The 19,165-nt window shown below is 62.3% G+C and carries 12 protein-coding genes; 4 read left to right on the top strand and 8 right to left on the bottom strand.

Annotated elements, in window-relative coordinates; genetic code table 11:
- Window positions 1-29: 29 nt before the first annotated feature.
- The 8 genes from DNK10_RS05000 to glnE form a co-directional block, all read right to left on the bottom strand.
- The gene (locus tag DNK10_RS05000; protein ID WP_131178167.1) at window positions 30-1,460 is read right to left on the bottom strand and encodes a lipopolysaccharide kinase InaA family protein; all 1,431 of its coding nucleotides are present in this window, start codon (window positions 1,458-1,460) and stop codon (window positions 30-32) included.
- Complete coding sequence (locus DNK10_RS05005; protein WP_131190769.1) at window positions 1,457-2,206, bottom strand: lipopolysaccharide kinase InaA family protein; 750 nt, start codon at window positions 2,204-2,206, stop codon at window positions 1,457-1,459. The genes DNK10_RS05000 and DNK10_RS05005 overlap by 4 nt, the downstream gene beginning before the upstream one ends.
- Window positions 2,203-2,940 carry a lipopolysaccharide kinase InaA family protein gene (locus DNK10_RS05010; protein WP_131190770.1) on the bottom strand — a complete coding sequence of 246 codons (738 nt, stop codon included), beginning with the start codon at window positions 2,938-2,940 and terminating at the stop codon, window positions 2,203-2,205. Before DNK10_RS05010 ends, DNK10_RS05005 begins: the two co-directional genes overlap by 4 nt.
- A complete protein-coding gene (rfaP, locus tag DNK10_RS05015) occupies window positions 2,933-3,766 on the bottom strand; it encodes a lipopolysaccharide core heptose(I) kinase RfaP (protein WP_131190771.1) in 834 nt (277 codons plus the stop codon). Before rfaP ends, DNK10_RS05010 begins: the two co-directional genes overlap by 8 nt.
- 133 nt (window positions 3,767-3,899) lie before the next feature.
- Complete coding sequence (locus tag DNK10_RS05020) at window positions 3,900-5,021, bottom strand: glycosyltransferase family 4 protein (RefSeq protein WP_131190801.1); 1,122 nt, start codon at window positions 5,019-5,021, stop codon at window positions 3,900-3,902.
- Between the two features lie 74 nt (window positions 5,022-5,095).
- A complete protein-coding gene (gene waaC, locus DNK10_RS05025; RefSeq protein WP_131178172.1) occupies window positions 5,096-6,097 on the bottom strand; it encodes a lipopolysaccharide heptosyltransferase I in 1,002 nt (333 codons plus the stop codon).
- 6 nt (window positions 6,098-6,103) lie between these two features.
- Window positions 6,104-7,135, bottom strand: coding sequence for a lipopolysaccharide heptosyltransferase II (gene waaF, locus DNK10_RS05030; protein WP_131178173.1), 1,032 nt, complete (start codon window positions 7,133-7,135; stop codon window positions 6,104-6,106).
- A 48-nt stretch (window positions 7,136-7,183) separates the two neighbouring features.
- Complete coding sequence (gene glnE, locus DNK10_RS05035; RefSeq protein WP_131190772.1) at window positions 7,184-10,129, bottom strand: bifunctional [glutamate--ammonia ligase]-adenylyl-L-tyrosine phosphorylase/[glutamate--ammonia-ligase] adenylyltransferase; 2,946 nt, start codon at window positions 10,127-10,129, stop codon at window positions 7,184-7,186.
- Window positions 10,130-10,398: 269 nt separating this feature from the next.
- On the opposite strand from glnE, the gene aceE reads away from it, so the two are divergent.
- The 4 genes from aceE (at window position 10,399) to msrA (ending at window position 18,763) form a co-directional block, all read left to right on the top strand.
- Complete coding sequence (gene aceE, locus DNK10_RS05040; RefSeq protein WP_131178175.1) at window positions 10,399-13,047, top strand: pyruvate dehydrogenase (acetyl-transferring), homodimeric type; 2,649 nt, start codon at window positions 10,399-10,401, stop codon at window positions 13,045-13,047.
- Between the two features lie 11 nt (window positions 13,048-13,058).
- A complete protein-coding gene (aceF, locus tag DNK10_RS05045) occupies window positions 13,059-15,041 on the top strand; it encodes a dihydrolipoyllysine-residue acetyltransferase (protein WP_131190773.1) in 1,983 nt (660 codons plus the stop codon).
- Between the two features lie 330 nt (window positions 15,042-15,371).
- Window positions 15,372-18,056, top strand: coding sequence for a sensor domain-containing phosphodiesterase (locus DNK10_RS05050; RefSeq protein WP_131190774.1), 2,685 nt, complete (start codon window positions 15,372-15,374; stop codon window positions 18,054-18,056).
- A 59-nt stretch (window positions 18,057-18,115) separates the two neighbouring features.
- Window positions 18,116-18,763 carry a peptide-methionine (S)-S-oxide reductase MsrA gene (msrA, locus tag DNK10_RS05055; RefSeq protein WP_131190775.1) on the top strand — a complete coding sequence of 216 codons (648 nt, stop codon included), beginning with the start codon at window positions 18,116-18,118 and terminating at the stop codon, window positions 18,761-18,763.
- The last annotated feature ends 402 nt before the right edge of the window (window positions 18,764-19,165 follow it).

Genomic DNA, 19,165 nt, shown 5'->3' on the forward strand with positions numbered 1-19,165 from the left:
TGGTTTCGCCAAGCCCGCCTGGAGCGGACTCAGGTGATAGTTGGCAAACGCCGATCCAGTTCCTGGTACAGGGCGCTATCTGCCGGCCAGTTGCGCAAGAAACGCGCACGATCCCGGGCATAGGCAGCCGTGAAACTGCTGGCGCTGCCGTGATGCTGCATGGCATCCAGGTCGATCAGCGCCGGGCGGCCAGCCTGCCACAATATGTTGGTGCCCTTGAAGTCGCCGTGGCTGATGCGCTCACGCAGCAGCGCCGCGAACAAGGTTTCCAGCGCCTGCAAGTCCGCCTCGGGCGGCAACTCACCTGCCTGGCAGGGCGCGAAACGGGTAATTATATCCACACCCGGCGTGTGTTCGGTAATCAGATAAGCCTGGCGGCGCAGCCACAAGGTACGACGCTCCAGCACGGCCAGCGGCCTGGGTGTGGCGATGCCGAGAAAATCCAGGCGATTGCCTTCGCACCAGCTGTGCCAGGCACGGCTCGGTCGCCAGAAGCGCCTTAGCCAGTGCCCGAAGCCCTTGATGTTGTAGCGTTTGATGACCATCTGCCGGCCTGCCTGTTCGACCCGCGCCACGGTGGACGAGCCGCCCAGTTTGAGGGGCTGGCCTGCGGCAATCGCCGCATCCGGATCAGCCAGCAATGTTGCCAGCAGTGCGTCTTCCTCTCGCCTGACGACCTGCAAACGCGAGGCGCTGCGCCAGACGCGAAAGGCTGTGCACTCACGTCCGATCTTGGCCATGAACGCCTGCATGCGCGATGCCCGCGCCTTCGTCACGGCCTTCAGCAACGCCTCCAGCGGCAGCGCATGCTCGCCATTGACCAGCAGGTAATGCACCAGCAGCTCTTCGATAAAGCTGTCGATGGCACCGGGAAACTGCGCGAAGAACAGGCCCAGATTGGCCAGCACCTTGTCTCGCGACAAGGGCTGCCCTGGCGCTTCCGCGCGAATGCCACCACCATCGATCAGGTACAGACGACCCTCCTGGCGCAGCAGATTGTCCAGGTGCAGATCCTCTTGCCACAGCCCTTTGCGGTGCAGCTCGGCGATGACGGCCAAGGCTTCGCCCAGCACCTGTTGCTGAGCGTCGCTCAACCAGGGCTGGTCGGCCACCGCCTGCCAGTCATCGGCCAGGCTGCGCGCATTTTCGAGAAACTCGAACAACAGCCAGCCGCCCTCGCCAGAGGTCGAACCATGCTCGAGCAACGACGGTGTGCATAACCCCTGCTCAACCAGTAATTGGGCGCCCAGCAACTCGCGAGAGAAGTGTCGCTCGGCCTTGCTGCCGACCAGCAACTTGGCCAGCACCGCACGCCCTTGCCACTGCGCCTGCCCCACATAGCGCTGGCCAGGCAACACGCGCAGCAAGCTTTGCAGCTCGAGGAGCTGGCCAGCAGGCGTTTCGAGCAGCAGCGGCAACTCGGGGCTACGCCCCGCATCGGTCAGAGAAGCCAGTTTCATGGGCGCTGGGCCTTGTCCTTGAAGCGCGCCGTCAGGCGCTGCAACCAATGATCCACGTTCTCCTCACTCCCCAGATAGGCGGTCAGGAACCCGACTGTATCCTCGTCATTCCACGGATTGGCGCGGCGCAGCAGCGGTTCGAGATCCTTGATGCGATCACGCTCGCCGAAGAACAGCGGACGCGTCTTCTCCAGATCGATCAGTTGAGCCGCGAAACCGCTGTCGCTGGGTTGCAGGAAGATGTGCTTGGGATAGAAGCAGCCATGCAATTGCCCTTTGTCATGCACCTGACGGGCCAGCGCCCCACAGGCACTGACGATCGCCAGGCGTTGCTCGGCGGCGAGCTGCGTCCAGCCTGGCAGCAGACTGTCGAGATCCTGCCAGCCATCCAGCGCTCGGGTCAGCAGAATGGCCCGGCGCTCACCGGCGATGCGTCGCTCGGCGTAGAACGACGCACTCATGGCAGGAATGCCCAGGAGGCTATAACGGCGGATACTGCGGAACTCGCGAGCCAGGGTCGGTTCGCCCAATGGACGCTCCAGGCTGCGAGTCAGGTAATTGCTCTGGCGTTTGAGGTAGTACCCGTGGCCGTCCAGGTCGAGCCGGTACACCGAACTCCAGCCACCACGGGGCGCTTTGTTGGGTTCATCCACCGCATGCAGCTCGAGCGCCCACAGCGCTTCGAAGCTGGCCAGGCCGTGACGTTCGAGCAGCGAGCGATCTTCGCTGTCGATGAAGTCCTTCATTCTCTTCCCTCGAAATAGCGGACGATCTGGCCGATGCGCTGCTTGTCACTGTCGTTCAAGCGCTCGCGACGCCGATACTGCAGATAGAAGCGCAGCCGCTGAGTACGCGACAGATGATATTTAGCGACTTTGTCCAGACAAGCCAGATCCTTGACGATACGCCTGCGCAGAAAAGGCCCCCACCAGAAGGCCCCGGTCGGGCAATCGATGAAATACAGGCGACGGTGCTCGTCGACCAACAGGTTGCGCCACTTCAGATCGTTGTGCGTGAAGTGATGATCGTGCAGGGTGCGCGTGGCCTTGGCCAGCTGGTAGCTGACATCCTCGACCCAGGCACGATCACGCAGGCGTGCATCGCCGCTGGCGGCAAGGCGCGACATGTCCATGGTGTCGACCAGCTCCTGAGTGATCAGCGCGCCCCGACCAAAGGCGGTGCCTTTGCGCTCCAGGCCGTAGGCGGCAATGGGCGCAGTCGGAATGCCCCAGGCGGCGAAATGCTTGAGGTTCTGCCACTCGGCCTTGACCCGCGGCCTGCCGACAAACCGCCGAACGCCCTTGCCCGCGCCGTGGTAGCGCTTGACGTAATAACGCAGCCCATCGAATTCAACACGGATCACATCCGAGAGCGGATCATGGGTAATCGGCTCACCCTTCAGGGCGAACACGGCGTCAAGGGTAGCAAACGCTCTGGCAGCCCCTGGCGTCGCCAGAGCGGTGACTCGCCACTCACTCATGACTGGCCCCTGTTTCGTATTTACGTGCGTAGCGCGACAGCAACCGTTCGGCCTTGTGCTGCAACCAGGCCAGCAGCGCGGCTTCGTCGCGCAGAATCTGGCGTAGCGAACGTACACTTCCGGCTGCAGCGAAATACCCCTTGAGGAAGCGCAGAAAGTCGCGCTGGGTCAGGCCGATATTCAACGCCGAGAAATACAGGCCGGCCAGATCCTTGTCGCGCCAGCGCCGCGGTACCGCGGGACGCAATTGGGCGCGATGCAGATCGATCACCGACAGGCGGAAATCATCGGCACTGAAGGGCTTGTCGGTGTGCAGCAGGAAGTGACAAATGTAGCAGTCGCGATGATTGACTCCTGCCGCGTGCATGCGTCCTGTCATGTCAGCGACACGGAGGATCAGCGCCCACTTCAGCCCCGGCAACGGCGGCTGCTCCGGCCAGGCCTGGGTCAGTTGCTCGAGGTCGATGGTCGGCGCCAATTCTTCGGTAATGATGAAGGAATGCTGCTGCGCCGGGTTACTGCCGCGCTCGCCGTAGGCCACGGCGGTCATGGTCGGCACACCGGCTTCGCTCAGACGCTGAATCGCCTTCCACTCCTGGCCAGCACCGAGCACAGGCAAACGTGCGGTGGTCAGGTTCTTGAGAATTTCGCCCCAGCCAACGCCGCGGTGAATCTTGACGAAATAACCCCTGCCGTCGACCTCGGCACGCAAAGTGCGGCGTGCTTCCAGCTCACGGTAAACCTGCCCCTGCAGGCGCTCGACTTCCTCGAAGGCATCCTTACCGGCCCATAGGGATTTGAATGGTTCAGCAAGAATCAGGCGCATAAGCCCCCCTGTAGGAGCCGCGCCCTCGCGGCGAATGCTGAAGGCGACAGAAACCTTGTGGAACGGCCACGAGTGCATCGCGCCAAGGGCGACGCTCCTACAGGGTCGATGGTTGCCAGAGCAGCTGGATTACTCATGGGCGCGGCGCCAGGATCACATCGGCCGCGTGCTGCGGCATGCTGTACAGGTCGGCGGTGTCGGCGAATGCCAGGCCGTTACGCTGCCAAACCAGACGCTGCGCCGGGTCGCTGAGCATATCGGCCAGCGTCTGATCGAGCTCACTCTGCTCGAAGGGGCTGGGCAGCACGCGCCCGGCATCGGCATCGCGGATGTAATGGGCATAGCCGCAGACATCGGTCACCAGCACCGGCAGGCCTGCCACCAGCGCTTCCAACAGCACCGTACCGGTGTTCTCGTTGTAGGCCGGGTGGATCAGCAGATCGGCACCCAGCAGAAATCGCGGCACATCGTCTCGCCCCTTGAGAAAGGAAACCTGACCGGCGATCCCCAGAGCCTTGCTCTGCATCTGGAAGGCTTTCGGATCATCCTGGCCGATGACGAACAGACGCGTGCGCTTGCGCAGCGCAGACGGCAGTGCCGCCAGCGCTTTCAGGCTGCGATCCAGACCCTTGGTCTTGAAGCCGGAACCGATCTGTACCAGCAGCAGATCATCTTCGGCCAGGCCGAACTCGCGACGGAACGCGGCACGTACCTCGGCCGCGTTGGCCGGTGCGCGACGATCCACCGAGATACCCGGCGGCAGCAGATGGAAGCGTTCGACCGGCGTACCGTAATGTTTGACGAACAATGGCTGCTGCACCTCGGAAATCATCAGGATCTCGGTGCGCGATCCAGGCGCGAATACCGCCCGCTCGTACTCGGCAAAATGCTTGTAGCGGCCCCAGCGGCGATACACCGGATTGCGCAGGGTTTGCGCTTTGTCTTCGAAGCAACCGTCGGCGGCGTAGTAGACGTCCAGGCCGGGCATCTTGTTGAAACCGACCACGCGATCGACCGGGCGCTGACGCAGATCCGCCTCGACCCAGGCAGTGAGTTTTTCGTTGCGATGATGATTGAACAGCGCCTTGACCGGCACGACCACCACTTCGAAACCGGCGGGCACTTCGCCCTCCCATATCGGCGTGTACACGCGGATCTCATGACCACGCCGCTGACACTCCAGGGCAATGCGCATGAAGTCGCGCTGCAACCCGCCGAACGGGAAATATTTATAAAGGATGAAAGCCAGGCGCATCGCCCCTCCACTCGTCTGGTTGTGGTCGCGCCTCGAAATCTCGCCAGCCGGACGCTTGTGATCGGCCAGCGGCATCAGTCTATCCCCATATCCAGCAGCAGCGCGTGCAACTCGGTGAACACCCTCTGCGGCAGCAAATCATCGAAGCACGGCTTGTCGCGATCGCCCTTGCCGGCATCCGGGCCAGTGGCACACAGGTGAACCTGAGCACGACCATAGGCGCCGACACGACCCGGCAGCGTCGGCCCGTACAACGACACGGTGGGCACATCCAGCGCCGCGGCCAGATGTCCCAACCCGGTATCCACGGCAACACAGGCCTGGGCACCGGCGAGCACCTTGGCCATTCCGGCCAGGTTCAGCTTCGGCAATACCGCCGCCCCGTCGATGCCACTGGCGATACGCTCGGCACGGGCCTTCTCGACTTCATTGCCCCAGGGCAGGCGAATCGACCAACCCTGTTCGGCGACCCGCTCGGCCAGCTCACGCCAATAGGCCTCGGGCCAGTGCTTGCTGGCCCAGGTGGTGCCGTGCAGAAACACCAGATAAGGGCGCGCCTGCGGATCTGCAAGCTGGGCGCGGTTCAAACCATAGTCGCCCAGACCAGCGGGCACACTGTACCCCAGCGCCTGGCCGAACAGCTGACGTACCCGCTCCAGGGCATGCTGGGCGCGCGGCACGCTGTAACAGCGATCATAGAAGCGCGCAGCGATCGGTTCACGGGCCGACTTGCGATCCAACCCGGCCACCGGTGCCTTGACGTAGCGAGTCAGCCAGGCGCTCTTGAGCAAGCCCTGCGCATCGATCACCAGATCGTAGCGGGTGTCACGCAAGCGTTTCTTGAAGCGCGACCACTCGCCGCTGCGCAGGGTCTGCAGGGGGTGCTTGCGCCAGCGACGGATGGCCACAGGAATGACTTGAGACACCGCCGGGTGCCAGGCTGGAATCTCGGCGAAACCCTCTTCCACCACCCAGTCGAAGCGGATACCGGGAATGGCCCGAGCCGCGTCGGTCAGAGCCGGCAGGGTATGGATCACGTCGCCCAGCGACGAGGTTTTGATCAACAGCACTCGCATCCGGCGCTACACCTCGACCGGATGGGCGACGAGCCGATCCAGCGCATCAACGGCGACGCGCGGTTCGAGCTGCACCAGGCAGTTGTAATGGCCAAAGCGGCAGGTACGGTCAAAGCACGGACTGCACTCTATGCCCAGGCGGATGATTTCCACCTGTTCGGCCAGCGGCGGGGTGAACTGCGGCGACGTGGAGCCATAGACCGCCACCAATGGGCGGTTGAGCGCCGCCGCCACGTGCATCAACCCGGAATCGTTGGACACCACCGAAGCGGCGCAGGACAGCAGGTCGATGGCCTGGGCCAGGCTGGTTTCGCCACACAGGTTGACCACTTCTTCGCGCAGCCCCGGAATCAGCCGCGAACGGATATCTTCACCGACCGGATGATCCTTCTTCGAACCGAACAGCCAGACCTGCCAGCCCTCACGGATCTTGTGCTCGGCAACGCGGGCGTAATGCTCGCTCGGCCAGCGCTTGGCCTCGCCGAACTCGGCGCCGGGGCACAGGGCCAGAACCGGGCGATCCAGGGTCAGGCCGAAACTCGCCAGCGCCGCGTCACGGGTAGCCGGATCGATACTCAGCGAGGGCCGCGGATAAGGTTGCGGCAGCTCGACGCCCGGCGCATAGGCCAGCGCCATGAAGCGCTCGATCATCAGCGGGTAGCGTGCCTTGTCCAGGGTGCGAACGTCGTTGAGCAGGCCGTAGCGCATTTCGCCCTTCCAGCCGGTACGCACGGGGATACCCGCGAAGAACGGCACCAGTGCCGATTTCAACGAGTTGGGCAGCAGGATCGCCTGGTCATAACGGCCGGCCAGGGATTTGCCGATGCGCCGCCGAGTGGCCAGCTCCAGCACGCCATGGCCCAGGGGAAAGCTCAGGGCTTCACGCACTTCGGGCATGCGTTCGAGGATCGGCCGGCTCCACTCCGGCGCCAGCACGTCGATGGCGCAATCGGGATGGCGAACTTTCAGACATTGAAACAATGTCTGCGCCATCACCATGTCGCCTACCCACGAAGGGCCGATGATCAGAATATTCATAAGCTCAGCGGTGCAATGGATTGAGGGCATGGTGGTGAGCGACTGCCATCAGCTCAAGCCCAGTTCACGCCAGATACGCATCACGTTGCGTCGGTGCTCGTGGAACTGGTCGCCACCCACTACCCCGGGCTGCTTCTGCAACGCCTGTCGGTGGGCTGCAGAGCGGTAGGTTTTGTAAGCGTCCTGGAGCAGGGTCGCCTCGCCATCACGTAGCAGACCGAGCCGATCCAGGCCTTCCAGAATGCGGATATTATCGGTGAATTCGAGCAGTACCGGGTGCTGCTTCGACCACGCCAGGGCCGCGTATTGCACCATAAATTCGATATCGACGATACCTCCGGCGTCCTGCTTGAGGTCGAAGGCCGCGGCGGCGTCGAAGGCATTCTCCGCGGTGCCGGCAGCGGTGGTGCGGGTGCCAAGATTGTCACGCATCTTCGCGCGCATCTCGCTGACTTCGGCCTGCAACTTGGCCTGATCGCGCTCGCGGGCGAGGACGGCCGTACGCACTTCGGCGAATGCCGAGGCCACCCGCTGACAGCCGACCAGCACCCGGGCACGCACCAGCGCCTGATGCTCCCAGGTCCAGGCTTCGCTTTCCTGATAACGGCGGAAGGCACCCAGAGAACTGACCAGCAATCCGGCCGCCCCGGAAGGCCGCAGGCGCATATCGACCTCGTAAAGCTGGCCGGAGTTGGTCTGTGCCGTCAGCAGGTGGATGATGCGCTGACCCAGCCGAGTGAAGAACTGCGCACCGTCGATGGGCTTGGCGCCATCGGTCTCGGCCTGGGGATCGCCGTCATGAATGAACACCAGATCCAGATCGGAGCCATGGCCCAGCTCGATACCACCGACCTTTCCGTAGCCGACGATGATGAAGTCCGGCGCGCACAAACTGCCGTCGAGCCGCTGCGGTGTGCCATGACGGGCGACCATCTGCCGCCAGGCCAGCGCCAGCACCTGGTCGAGAATGGCCTCGGCCAACCAGGTCAGGTAATCGCTGACTTTCATCAGCGGCAACGTGCCAGTGATTTCCGAAGCCGCCACGCGCAGGCCGTGAGCCAGTTTGAAATGGCGCAGGGCTTCCATCTGCTGTTCCAGATCCTCTTCGGGGATGCGCGTCAGCCGCTCCTGCAGCTCGGCAGCCAGCTCCGGCGCCTGAGGCGGGCTGAACAGGCGTCCTTCGTTGAGCAGTTCGTCGAGCAGCAGCGGGAAGCGACTGATCTGCTCGGCGATCCACGGGCTGGCCGCACACAGGGTCAGCAGACGCAGTAACGCATTGGGGTTTTCCGTGAGCAGCACCAGGTAGGCGGAGCGCCGGGCTACCGCTTCGATCAGCGGCAATACCCGCTCCAGCACCAGATCCGGCTTTTCCTGCTCCACCGTGGCGGCCAGCAGCCGCGGGATGAAGGCATCCAGGCGCTCGCGACCGATACGCTGCATCGCCCGTACCTGATTGCCGTTGCGCAGCCCCACCAGGCGTTGCCAGGCGGCCTGGGCATCGGCGAACCCGGCTTCGGCCAATTGCCGGCAGGCCGCTTCTTCGTCCTGATCGTCGTTCCACAGCGGCAGCCAGGTGGCGCCGACCATGGGCTCTTCGCCAATGTCCTGATCTTCGTCCGGGTCGGCGATGACCTGGCGGAAGTGCCAGTCGACGCGACCACGCCACTGCATCAACTGCGCATGGAAAGCTTCCCAGTCGTCGAAGCCGAGCATGAAGGCCACCCGTGCACGATCTTCGTCGTTGTCCGGCAGCATCTGCGTCTGCCGGTCATCGATGGCCTGCAGGGCATGCTCGGTATAACGCAGGAAGGCATAACCGGCGAGCAGTTCGTCGACTGCCTGCGCTGGCAGATAACCCTGCCCCTTGAGAGTATCGAGCACCTTGAGCAGCGAACGCTGCTGCAGGCTGAGATCGCGACCGCCGTGGATCAGTTGGAAGGCCTGGGCGATGAACTCCACTTCACGGATGCCACCAGAGCCGAGCTTGATGTTTTCGGCCACGCCCTTGCGCCGGACTTCCTGCTGAATCAGCTGTTTCATGGTGCGCAGCGCGTCGATGGCGGAAAAATCCAGATAACGGCGATAGACGAACGGGCGCAACATCTCCAGCAATTGCGCGCCGGCCTCCTGGTCACCGCCGACCACCCGCGCCTTGATCATCGCGTAGCGCTCCCAGTCGCGACCCTGATCCTGGTAGTACTGCTCCAGCGCGTTGAAACTGAACACCAGCGCACCGGAAGAACCATAAGGGCGCAGGCGCATGTCGGTGCGGAACACGAAGCCGTCGACGGTGATGGCGTCCAGCGCCTTGATCAGCTTCTGGCCCAGGCGGATGAAGAACTCCTGGTTATCCAGCGGCCGCTTGACCCCCTGGGTTTCGCCGCCTTCCGGATAGCCGAAGATCAGATCGATATCCGACGACAGGTTCAGCTCATGGGCACCAAGCTTGCCCATGCCAAGGATGACCATATGCTGCGGCTCGCCAGTGCGGTGCCCGACCGGCGTGCCGAACTGCTCGCAGTGCTTGGGATAGAGCCATTGATAGGCCAGATCGATGCAGGCATCGGCCAGGTCGGATAAATCGCGGCACGTCTCCACCAGATCCGCCTGACGACTGATATCGCGCCAGATGATGCGCAACTGCTGGCGATTGCGAAAGCGCCGCAGACTGCGCGCCAGGGCATTCTCGTCAGCACATTCGCTCAGCTGTCTTGCAAGCTGCCCGCGCAACTCACCGGCTGCCAGGCGGCGCTCCAGCTCGCCACTGTCGGCCAGGTCGAGCAGCATTTGCGGGTCGCGTAGCCCCTGCTGCGTCACGAAGTCGCTCGCGGCCGTCACCCGTTGCAAATGCTCCTTGCGCAGCGGCGGCCAGGCAGCGAAGCCGGTGGCGGCCTGGGGAGACAATTCACTGAAGGTCTGAGTCAGCGACTGTTCGGCGCGCTGGGCCAGTGGCATGAGGATGGCAGGCAAAGAGACGAGCGCGGGCAAGCTCATGGTCTATCCTTTTCGGCGGGCTACTGAGCCTGTTGGAAAACCGACGAAGCCCTGCGAAGGCTCGCCGCGTATGGCTCACGCCTGATTTGATTGTAGTTTTGCTGCTAATGAATCAATCGTAAGAGCTGAAATCGCCAGCGAAATGTAGTAAAACTACACGAAGCCGGATCTACCCAACCGGTATATCCAAGAATTAATGTGCCCGCTCAAAAAGCCGGCCACGCATCCTGGCTTCCGATTCTGGAAGCCTTTCCGCTCTGGAGCAAGCCATGCAAGACCTCGATCCAATCGAAACCCAGGAATGGCTGGACGCGCTGGAATCCGTCCTCGACAAGGAAGGCGAAGACCGTGCCCACTATCTGATGACGCGCCTGGGTGAGTTGGCCACTCGTAGCGGCACGCAGTTGCCCTATTCGATCACCACACCCTATCGCAACACCATCCCGGTAACCCGCGAAGCGCGCATGCCGGGCGACCTGTTCATGGAACGCCGCATCCGCTCGATCGTTCGCTGGAACGCCCTGGCCATGGTGATGCGCGCCAACATGCAGGATCCGGATCTGGGTGGCCACATCTCCACCTTCGCCTCCAGTGCGACCCTCTACGACATCGGCTTCAACTACTTCTTCCAGGCTCCGACCGACGAGCACGGCGGCGACCTGATCTACTATCAGGGCCACGCCTCTCCCGGCATCTACGCACGCGCCTTCCTGGAAGGCCGCCTGAGCGAAGAGCAGATGCTCAAGTTCCGTCAGGAAGTGGACGGTGGCGGCCTGTCGTCCTACCCGCACCCGCACCTGATGCCGGACTTCTGGCAGTTCCCCACCGTTTCCATGGGCCTGGGCCCGATCACCGCGATCTACCAGGCACGCTTCATGAAGTACCTGGAAAACCGCGGCTTCATCCCGGCCGGCAAACAGAAGGTCTGGTGTTTCATCGGCGACGGCGAGTGCGACGAGCCGGAAACCCTGGGCGCCATCTCCCTGGCCGGCCGCGAAAACCTCGACAACCTGATCTTCGTCATCAACTGCAACCTGCAGCGCCTCGACGGCCCGGTGCGCGGTAACAGCAAGATCATCCAGGAACTGGAAGGCAACTTCCGCGGTGCCAACTGGAACGTCAACAAGGTCATCTGGGGCCGCATGTGGGATCCGCTATTCGCCCAGGACGAAGACGGCCGCATGCAGCGTCGCATGGATCAGGCCATCGACGGCGAGTACCAGAACTACAAGGCCAAGGACGGCGCCTACGTGCGCCAGCACTTCTTCGGTGCCGACCCGGAGCTGCTCAAGCGCGTCGAGAAGCTCTCCGACGAGGAGATCTTCAATCTCAACCGCGGCGGCCACGACCCCTACAAGGTCTATGCGGCCTACCATCAGGCGGTCAACCACAAGGGTCAGCCGACCGTCATCCTGGCCAAGACCATCAAGGGCTATGGCACCGGTGCCGGCGAAGCGAAGAATACCGCGCACAACACCAAGAAGGTCGATATCGAGTCGCTGAAGAAATTCCGCGATCGCTTCGACATCCCGCTGAACGATTCGCAGCTGGAAGAACTGCCGTTCTACCGTCCGGCCGAAGACAGCGCGGAAATGAAGTACCTGCGCAAATGCCGCGAGAAGCTCGGTGGCCACCTGCCGCAGCGCAACCGCGGCACCATCAGCATCCCGACCCCGCCGCTGGACACCCTCAAGGCTGTTCTGGACGGCTCCGGCGACCGCGAAATTTCCACCACCATGGCGTTCGGCCGCATCCTTGCGTCGCTGGTCAAGGACAAGGAGCTGGGCAAGCGTATCGTCCCGATCCTCGCTGACGAAGCCCGTACCTTCGGTATGGAAGGCATGTTCCGCCAGTTGGGTATCTACTCGCCTGTCGGCCAGCTGTACGAGCCGGTCGACCGCGACCAGGTGATGTACTACCGCGAAGAGAAGGACGGCCAGATCCTCCAGGAAGGCCTCAACGAGGCCGGTGCGTTCTCCTCCTTCATCGCTGCCGGTACCGCCTACAGCAACTACAACACACCGATGCTGCCGGTCTACATCTTCTACTCGATGTTCGGCTTCCAGCGTATCGGTGACCTGGCCTGGGCAGCTGGCGACGGCCAGACCCGCGGCTTCCTGCTGGGCGGCACTTCCGGCCGCACCACGCTGAACGGTGAAGGCCTGCAGCACGAGGACGGCCACAGCCACATCCTCGCCAGCACCATCCCCAACGTGCGCAGCTACGATCCGACCTATGCCTACGAGCTGGCGGTGATCGTGCGCGAAGGCACGCACCGGATGATGACCCTGCAGGAAAACGTTTATTACTACATCACCGTGATGAACGAGAACTACCAGCAGCCCGCCATGCCGGAAGGTGTCGAAGAAGGCATCATCAAGGGCATGTACCTGCTCGAAGAGGACAAGAAGGAAGCCGCCCACCACGTACAACTGCTGGGCTGCGGCACCATCCTCAACGAAGTTCGCGAAGCGGCGAAGATCCTGCGCAACGATTACAACATCGGCGCCGACGTATGGAGCGTTACCAGCTTCAACGAACTGCGCCGTGACGGCCTGGCCGTGGAACGCAGCAACCGCCTGCACCCAGGCGACGAGCCCAAGCAGAGCTATGTCGAACAGTGCCTGAACGGCCGCAAAGGCCCGGTTGTGGCGAGCACCGACTACATGAAGCTGTTCGCCGAGCAGATTCGTCAGTGGGTACCGGTCAAGGAATACAAGGTGCTGGGCACCGACGGTTACGGCCGCAGCGACAGCCGCCGCAAACTGCGCGATTTCTTCGAAGTGGATCGCCGCTGGGTCGTCCTGGCTGCGCTCGAAGCGCTGGCCGATCGTGGTGAGATCGAACGTAAAGTCGTGGCCGAGGCCATCGTCAAGTTCGGTATCGATCCCGAAAAACGTAACCCTCTGGACTGCTAAGGAGACGCATTGTGAGTGAATTGATTCGCGTACCCGACATCGGCGGTGGTGAGGGTGAAGTCATCGAGTTGTTCGTCAAGGTTGGCGACCGCATCGAGGCCGATCAAAGCCTGCTGACCCTCGAGTCGGACAAGGCCAGCATGGAGATTCCGGCCCCCAAGGCCGGCGTCGTCAAGAGCCTGAAAGTCAAGCTGGGCGATAACCTGAAAGAAGGCGACGAACTGCTCGAACTGGACGTGGAAGGCGATGCCGAGGCCGCTCCGGCCAAGCAAGAGCAGGCGCCTGCCCAGGCAGAACCTGCCGCTGCAGCGCAGCAAGCCGCCGAGCCACAGGCTCAGTCGGCGGGCAGTGCCGAGCCTCAGGAAGTCAAGGTGCCGGACATCGGTTCCAGCGCCAAGGCCAGCGTGATCGAAGTGTCGGTCAAGCCGGGCGACACCATCGAGGCCGATCAATCGCTGATCACCCTCGAGTCCGACAAGGCCAGCATGGAAATCCCCTCGCCCGCCGCAGGCGTGGTGGAGAGCGTGTCGATCAAGGTTGGTGACGAAGTCGGTACCGGCGACCTGATCCTGATACTCAAAGGCGCTGCTGGCGCACAGCCGAAGCAGGCTGCCAGCGCTCCGGCTGCCGCACCAAGTGCTGCTGCCCCTGCCGAAGCCGCCGCTCCTGCGGCTGCCGAAGAGCCGGCTGGCGAAAGCAGTGAAGAAGTGCGTATTCCGGACATCGGCGACGACGCTGCTGGCGTGATCGAAGTGCTGGTCAAGGTTGGCGACAGCGTCGAAACCGAACAGTCGCTGATCGTGCTGGAATCGGCCAAGGCCAGCATGGAGATTCCAGCACCCAAGGCTGGGGTTATCGAGAGCATCGCCATCAAGGTCGGTGATCAGGCCAAGACCGGCGACCTGATCCTGGTGCTGAAAGTCCAGGGCAAGGCAGCCGCCAAACCCGCGGCCGCCGCTCAGGCTCCAGCTGCCGCCCCGGAACAGACCAAAGCGGCCAACGTCCAGGGTTCGGCACCCGCCAAGGCTGCACCGCAGGCCGCTCCAGCGGCCACGCCAAGCCGTGACGGCAGCAAAGTGCACGCCGGCCCGGCCGTGCGTCAGCTGGCCCGCGAGTTCGGCGTCGAGCTGAGCGCCGTGGCCGGTACCGGCCCGAAAGGTCGCATCCTCAAGGAAGACGTGCAGGTCTACGTCAAGGCCGAGCTGCAGAAGGCCAAATCGGCTCCTGCCGCAGCAACGGCTGGCGCTACCGGCGGTGCAGGCATTCCGCCGATCCCGACCATCGATTTCAGCAAGTTCGGTGAAATCGAAGAAGTACCGATGACCCGCCTGATGCAGGTCGGTGCTGCCAACCTGCACCGCAGCTGGCTGAACGTGCCGCACGTGACGCAGTTCGACTCGGCAGACATCACCGAGCTGGAAGCTTTCCGCGTCGCCCAGAAGGCCGTCGCCGAGAAAGCCGGCGTCAAGCTGACCGTTCTGCCGCTGTTGCTCAAGGCCTGCGCTTACCTGCTCAAGGAACTGCCGGACTTCAACAGTTCGCTGGCTCCGAGCGGCAAGGCCGTGATCCGCAAGAAATACGTGCACATCGGCTTCGCCGTCGATACTCCGGATGGCCTGCTGGTGCCGGTGATCAAGAACGTCGACCAGAAGAGCCTGCTGCAACTGGCTGCCGAAGCCGCCGCACTGGCGGAAAAAGCGCGCAACAAGAAGCTCTCCGCCGACGACATGCAGGGCGCCTGCTTCACCATCTCCAGCCTCGGTCACATTGGCGGCACCGGCTTCACGCCGATCGTCAACGCACCGGAAGTGGCGATCCTCGGTGTCAGCAAGGCAACCATCCAGCCGGTATGGGATGGCAAGGCCTTCCAGCCCAAGCTGATGCTGCCGCTGTCGCTGTCCTACGATCACCGCGTGATCAATGGTGCAGCCGCCGCACGCTTCACCAAGCGCCTGGGCGATGTACTGACCGATATCCGCACCATGCTGCTGTAGACGAACCATTTTCGAGCGCCACGCTCGTACCCTCGACCCCGCCCGATCAGGCGGGGTTTTTTTTGCCTGTTTTCACGGTAACCGCCGCGCTCGAAGACGCCAGAACAAGCTTGATAGTCATCAAAATAAAATAATTATTTATTTAAAATCAGCACGTTAAAAGAAAGACATCACAATGCCACTAGATTTCTTGTCAGCCGTCACACCATGGTGCAACCTAGGCGCCATTACCGCCTCGCAGCGGCCAGGGAGATGCGGCAACACCCCTCGTTAGCGCTATAGTGAAAAGGCCAGGCGTTGCCTGCGCCAGCAGATGGATACAGCCATTCGATGAAAAGCCATCCCGATACCGCGAGCCGTGTAACGGCCGAGGTCGTGACGCAACTGCCTGTGCCTTCCCGGCTCGGCATGATGCGTTTCGAGCGGATGAACGAAGCGAACTGGCTTCTGCTGTTTCTCGACGCGTCCTGCGAAAAGCAGTTCGGGATTTCTGCCAGTGATCTCTGCACGCTGGTGGAAACCCCCTACGCCAGCCTGATGGAGCCGGAAACGCGCTACCGCCTGCACGATGCCATTCAGCAACAATTGTCGGAAAGTGCTCACTACCTGGTGCGCTACACCCTGCATACACCTCAAGGCCCGCTGAGGTTGATGGAGCTCGGCGAGCCGTTCAGGCAGCGCGGACGGCATCTGCTGCGCGGCTACCTGATGATCATCGGCGACGACAACGCGGATCTCTCCACGGCTGAGCCACAAGTGCCTACCGAGGCTCTGGACTCGCTGGAGCACTTCCAGCGAAGCCAGGCTGAGCTACAGCAGCATCAATTACGTTCTCTCGCCCAGCAACAACTCATCGTGCGCCTGGCCAGCCAACGCTATCAGGGCAGCGACCCGACACGTGAAGCGGCCGAGCTGATCACCCGTAGCGCCTGTGAGATCTACAGGGTCGCCCGAGCCGGCATCTGGCATATCAATGGCGATACCCTCGATCCCGTGGCACTTTACCTGCTGGATCAGAATCACTACGAAATACCGTTGCCGATCGATGGGCGTCGTTATCCGAACTACCTTCGCGCCCTGAAGGAAAGTCGCTCGCTGAATGCCCATGACGCCGAAAACGACCCGCGTACCCGTGAGCTGCGCGATGACTATCTGCGCCCCGAAGCGATCACCGCCATACTCGATGCCAGTATCCGTGTCGGCGGTGAACTGGTCGCCGTGCTCTGCCTGGAACATACCGGCGGGCCACGTATCTGGCAGGCGGACGAAATAGCTTTCGCCGGCGAGCTGGCGGATCAATATGCCAACGTGCTGAGCAATCAGGAGCGTCGCAACACCACCAGTGCCCTGTATCTGTTCCAGCGCGCCGTAGAGCAGAGCGCCAGCGCCTTCATCCTGCTCAATCGCGACGGCATGGTGGAGTACGTCAACCCGAGTTTCACAGCGATTACCCAGTACAGCGCCGACGAGGTGCAGGGCCGTCAGCTCGCCGAGCTGCCAGCCCTGGAAAATCTCAGTGATCTGCTATTCGACAGCACCTCCGGGCTGGCCGAACAGAACAGCTGGCAGGGCGAGTTCAAGAGCCGGCGCAAGAACCTGGAACCCTACTGGGGGCAGTTCTCGATTTCCAAGGTGCATGCGGACGACGGCACCCTGACCCATTACATCGGCATCTACGAAGACATCACCGTAACCAAGCAGTCCCAACAGCGCATCGAGCGCCTGGCCTACAGCGATAACCTCACGGGTCTGGGTAACCGCTACGCCTTCATCCGCGCCCTGGAAAAACGCTTCGCCAGCAGCGGCGGCTCTCCGGTCAGCCTGCTGCTGGTCGACATCGATAACTTCAAGCGCATCAACGATACCCTCGGCCACCAGACCGGCGACAAGTTGCTGGTAAGCCTGGCCAAACGCCTGCGCAACAGCTTCAGCGGCGAAGGCACCCTGGCGCGCTTCGCCAGCAACGAATTCGCCATCCTGCTCGACAACTGCCAAAGCGAGCGGGGTCAGCTCATCGCTCAGCAGGTGCTGGAAACCCTGGACAAACCGTTGTTCGTCGATAACCAGTTGATCAACCTCACGGGATCCGTAGGCCTGGCCTGTTCGCCCGAACACGGCGAGGATCCACAGACGCTGATGAAACATGCCGGCCTGGCGTTGCACAAAGCCAAGGCCAACGGCAAGCATCAGTTGCAGGTGTTCACCGACGTTCTCAATGCCGAAGCCAACTACAAGCTGTTCGTGGAAAACAACCTGCGCCGCGCCCTGACGCAGAACGAACTGGAAGTGTTCTATCAGCCCAAGCTTTGCCTGAAAACCGGGCAGTTGCTGGGCGTGGAAGCCTTGCTGCGCTGGCAACACCCGGAAAAAGGCATGATCCGCCCGGATCAGTTCATCAGCGTGGCCGAAGAAACCGGCTTGATCATTCCCATCGGCAAATGGGTGGTGCGCCAGGCCTGCCGCATGAGCAAGCAGCTCACCGCCGTGGGGCTGGGCAACCTGCAGGTGGCGATCAACCTGTCGCCCAAGCAGTTCAGCGACCCGGATCTGGTCGGTTCGATCGCCGCCATCCTCGACGAGGAGCAATTGCCGCCACAGATGCTCGAACTGGAGCTCACCGAAGGCCTGCTGCTGGAAGCCACCGAAGACACGCGCAGCCAGCTAAGCCGCTTGAAACAACTGGGCCTGACTCTGGCCATGGACGACTTCGGCACCGGCTACTCGTCGCTCAGCTACCTGAAGAAATTCCCGATCGACGTGATCAAGATCGACCGCAGCTTCATCAAGGACATTCCGGAAAATCAGGACGACATGGAAATCACCTCAGCGGTGATCGCCATGGCTCACAACCTCAAGCTCAAGGTGGTCGCCGAAGGTATCGAAACCCCGGCCCAGTTGAACTTCCTGCGCCGTCAGCACTGCGATATCGGCCAGGGCTACCTGTTCGACCGTCCCATAGCGGGACGCGATCTGGTAGAAAGCCTGAAGCGCTACCCGCGGCGCCCCACACGCTGAACGGCACATCCAGCAGACGCCGCGGTCTACCCAAAACAACGATTCGGAGAACATGCCCCATGGTCTTACGCTCGCAAATTCTCGCTCACAAACTCGAACTGCCCAGTGCCGAACAGGCTTTGCCTGGTCGCGATACGCCGATTTCGGTGCCCGAAGCCCATTACATCAACGGCAACCCGCTGCAGAGCCCATTCCCCGCGGGCCTGCAGACCGCGCTGTTCGGGCTGGGTTGTTTCTGGGGCGCCGAGCGCCGCTTCTGGCAGCAGCCTGGTGTGTGGACGACCGCCGTGGGCTATGCCGGTGGTCACACACCCAACCCGACCTACGAGGAAACCTGCTCAGGCCTGACGGGCCATGCCGAGGTGGTGCTGGTCGTGTTCGACCCGCAACAAACCAGCTATGAAGAGCTGCTCAAGGTGTTCTGGGAAGTGCACAACCCGACTCAGGGTATGCGTCAGGGCAACGACATCGGCAGCCAGTACCGCTCGGCCATCTACTGCACGGATGAACAGCAGCTCGAGATTGCCCGCCGTAGTCAGGCGCAGTTCCAGAACGAACTGGAGAAATCCGGCTTTGGCGAGATCACCACGGAAATCGCCCCGGCACCGCCCTTCTATTACGCCGAGGCCTACCACCAGCAGTACCTGGCGAAGAATCCGGAAGGCTATTGCGGCCTGGGCGGAACCGGAGTGTGCCTGCCAGCCTGAGCACCGCAGTAGTCCTATACGGCCGGTCAGCACAACACCGGCTCCGATGGAAAGGACACGCCCCATGCGCCCAAGGAAGAAACGCTGATCATCGACCTGGCACGGGAACCGGCGCTGAGCATCGCCAGCAGCTTGCGTGCTTCGCAACTGCCACCGCAAGCCCGCGAATACCTGAACCCGCGCCAACAGCTGAGCTATTACGTCGATTCTCGACGGCGTTAGAAAGTCCCGAGATTTACGTCTGATCGTGGCAGTGATAAGGCGAAAGCGGACATTCGATTTGGTGGGCTTCATGACGTAGATACCGTCTTGAATCTCACTTCGCAACAGCCAATTTAGGGTCGAAGGGATTACCTGATTTAAGCACTCCGTAAGCAATGCACAGCAGCTTGCGCATGGCCG

This window comes from Phytopseudomonas daroniae (assembly GCF_004327275.1).
GTDB classification, from domain to species: Bacteria; Pseudomonadota; Gammaproteobacteria; order Pseudomonadales; family Pseudomonadaceae; genus Aquipseudomonas; species Aquipseudomonas daroniae.

What these genes read in the sequence shown, in the direction of transcription:
- DNK10_RS05000 (WP_131178167.1), bottom strand. Translation starts at nt 1,460, where the DNA reads ATGAAACTGGCTTCTCTGACCGATGCGGGGCGTAGCCCCGAGTTGCCG.
- DNK10_RS05005 (WP_131190769.1), bottom strand. Translation starts at nt 2,206, where the DNA reads ATGAAGGACTTCATCGACAGCGAAGATCGCTCGCTGCTCGAACGTCAC.
- DNK10_RS05010 (WP_131190770.1), bottom strand. Translation starts at nt 2,940, where the DNA reads ATGAGTGAGTGGCGAGTCACCGCTCTGGCGACGCCAGGGGCTGCCAGA.
- rfaP (WP_131190771.1), bottom strand. Translation starts at nt 3,766, where the DNA reads ATGCGCCTGATTCTTGCTGAACCATTCAAATCCCTATGGGCCGGTAAG.
- DNK10_RS05020 (WP_131190801.1), bottom strand. Translation starts at nt 5,021, where the DNA reads ATGCGCCTGGCTTTCATCCTTTATAAATATTTCCCGTTCGGCGGGTTG.
- waaC (WP_131178172.1), bottom strand. Translation starts at nt 6,097, where the DNA reads ATGCGAGTGCTGTTGATCAAAACCTCGTCGCTGGGCGACGTGATCCAT.
- waaF (WP_131178173.1), bottom strand. Translation starts at nt 7,135, where the DNA reads ATGAATATTCTGATCATCGGCCCTTCGTGGGTAGGCGACATGGTGATG.
- glnE (WP_131190772.1), bottom strand. Translation starts at nt 10,129, where the DNA reads ATGAGCTTGCCCGCGCTCGTCTCTTTGCCTGCCATCCTCATGCCACTG.
- aceE (WP_131178175.1), top strand. Translation starts at nt 10,399, where the DNA reads ATGCAAGACCTCGATCCAATCGAAACCCAGGAATGGCTGGACGCGCTG.
- DNK10_RS05050 (WP_131190774.1), top strand. Translation starts at nt 15,372, where the DNA reads ATGAAAAGCCATCCCGATACCGCGAGCCGTGTAACGGCCGAGGTCGTG.
- msrA (WP_131190775.1), top strand. Translation starts at nt 18,116, where the DNA reads ATGGTCTTACGCTCGCAAATTCTCGCTCACAAACTCGAACTGCCCAGT.